Origin of the sequence: Nocardioides sp. CF8, assembly GCF_000389985.1 — a bacterium.
Taxonomy (GTDB): domain Bacteria; phylum Actinomycetota; class Actinomycetes; order Propionibacteriales; family Nocardioidaceae; genus Nocardioides; species Nocardioides allogilvus.
Genome location: NZ_CM001852.1, coordinates 4,206,052 through 4,206,340 on the forward strand (window position 1 = coordinate 4,206,052; position 289 = coordinate 4,206,340).

Consider the following 289-nt stretch of genomic DNA (forward strand, 5'->3'; position numbering starts at 1 on the left):
TCGCCGCGAGGGACGCGGCCCTGGGCCTGCCGGCGGAGTCCCTCGACGTACGCCGATCGCGTGCCATCGGGATCCTCGCGGACCCGGCCGCCGCGCTGGCCCTGCTGTCTGGCGACGACGCCCCCGCCCCGGGCAAGCGGGCCGAGCTGGTGCTGCACATCACCGACACCAACCTCGTCGGCCTGGACCCGGTGGCCCGCAATCTCACCCGCGACCGCGCGGTCCTGGACCAGCTCGTGCGTGACTGGTGCAGCCGGACCGACACCCACCTGGTCGTCCAGCCCGTGCT

The 289-nt window shown here is 74.7% G+C and carries 1 protein-coding gene; it reads left to right on the forward strand.

Annotated features, from left to right (window positions below):
* The coding region (locus CF8_RS22790) for a hypothetical protein (protein ID WP_036491700.1) at positions 1 to 289 on the forward strand (289 nt) is incomplete at both ends.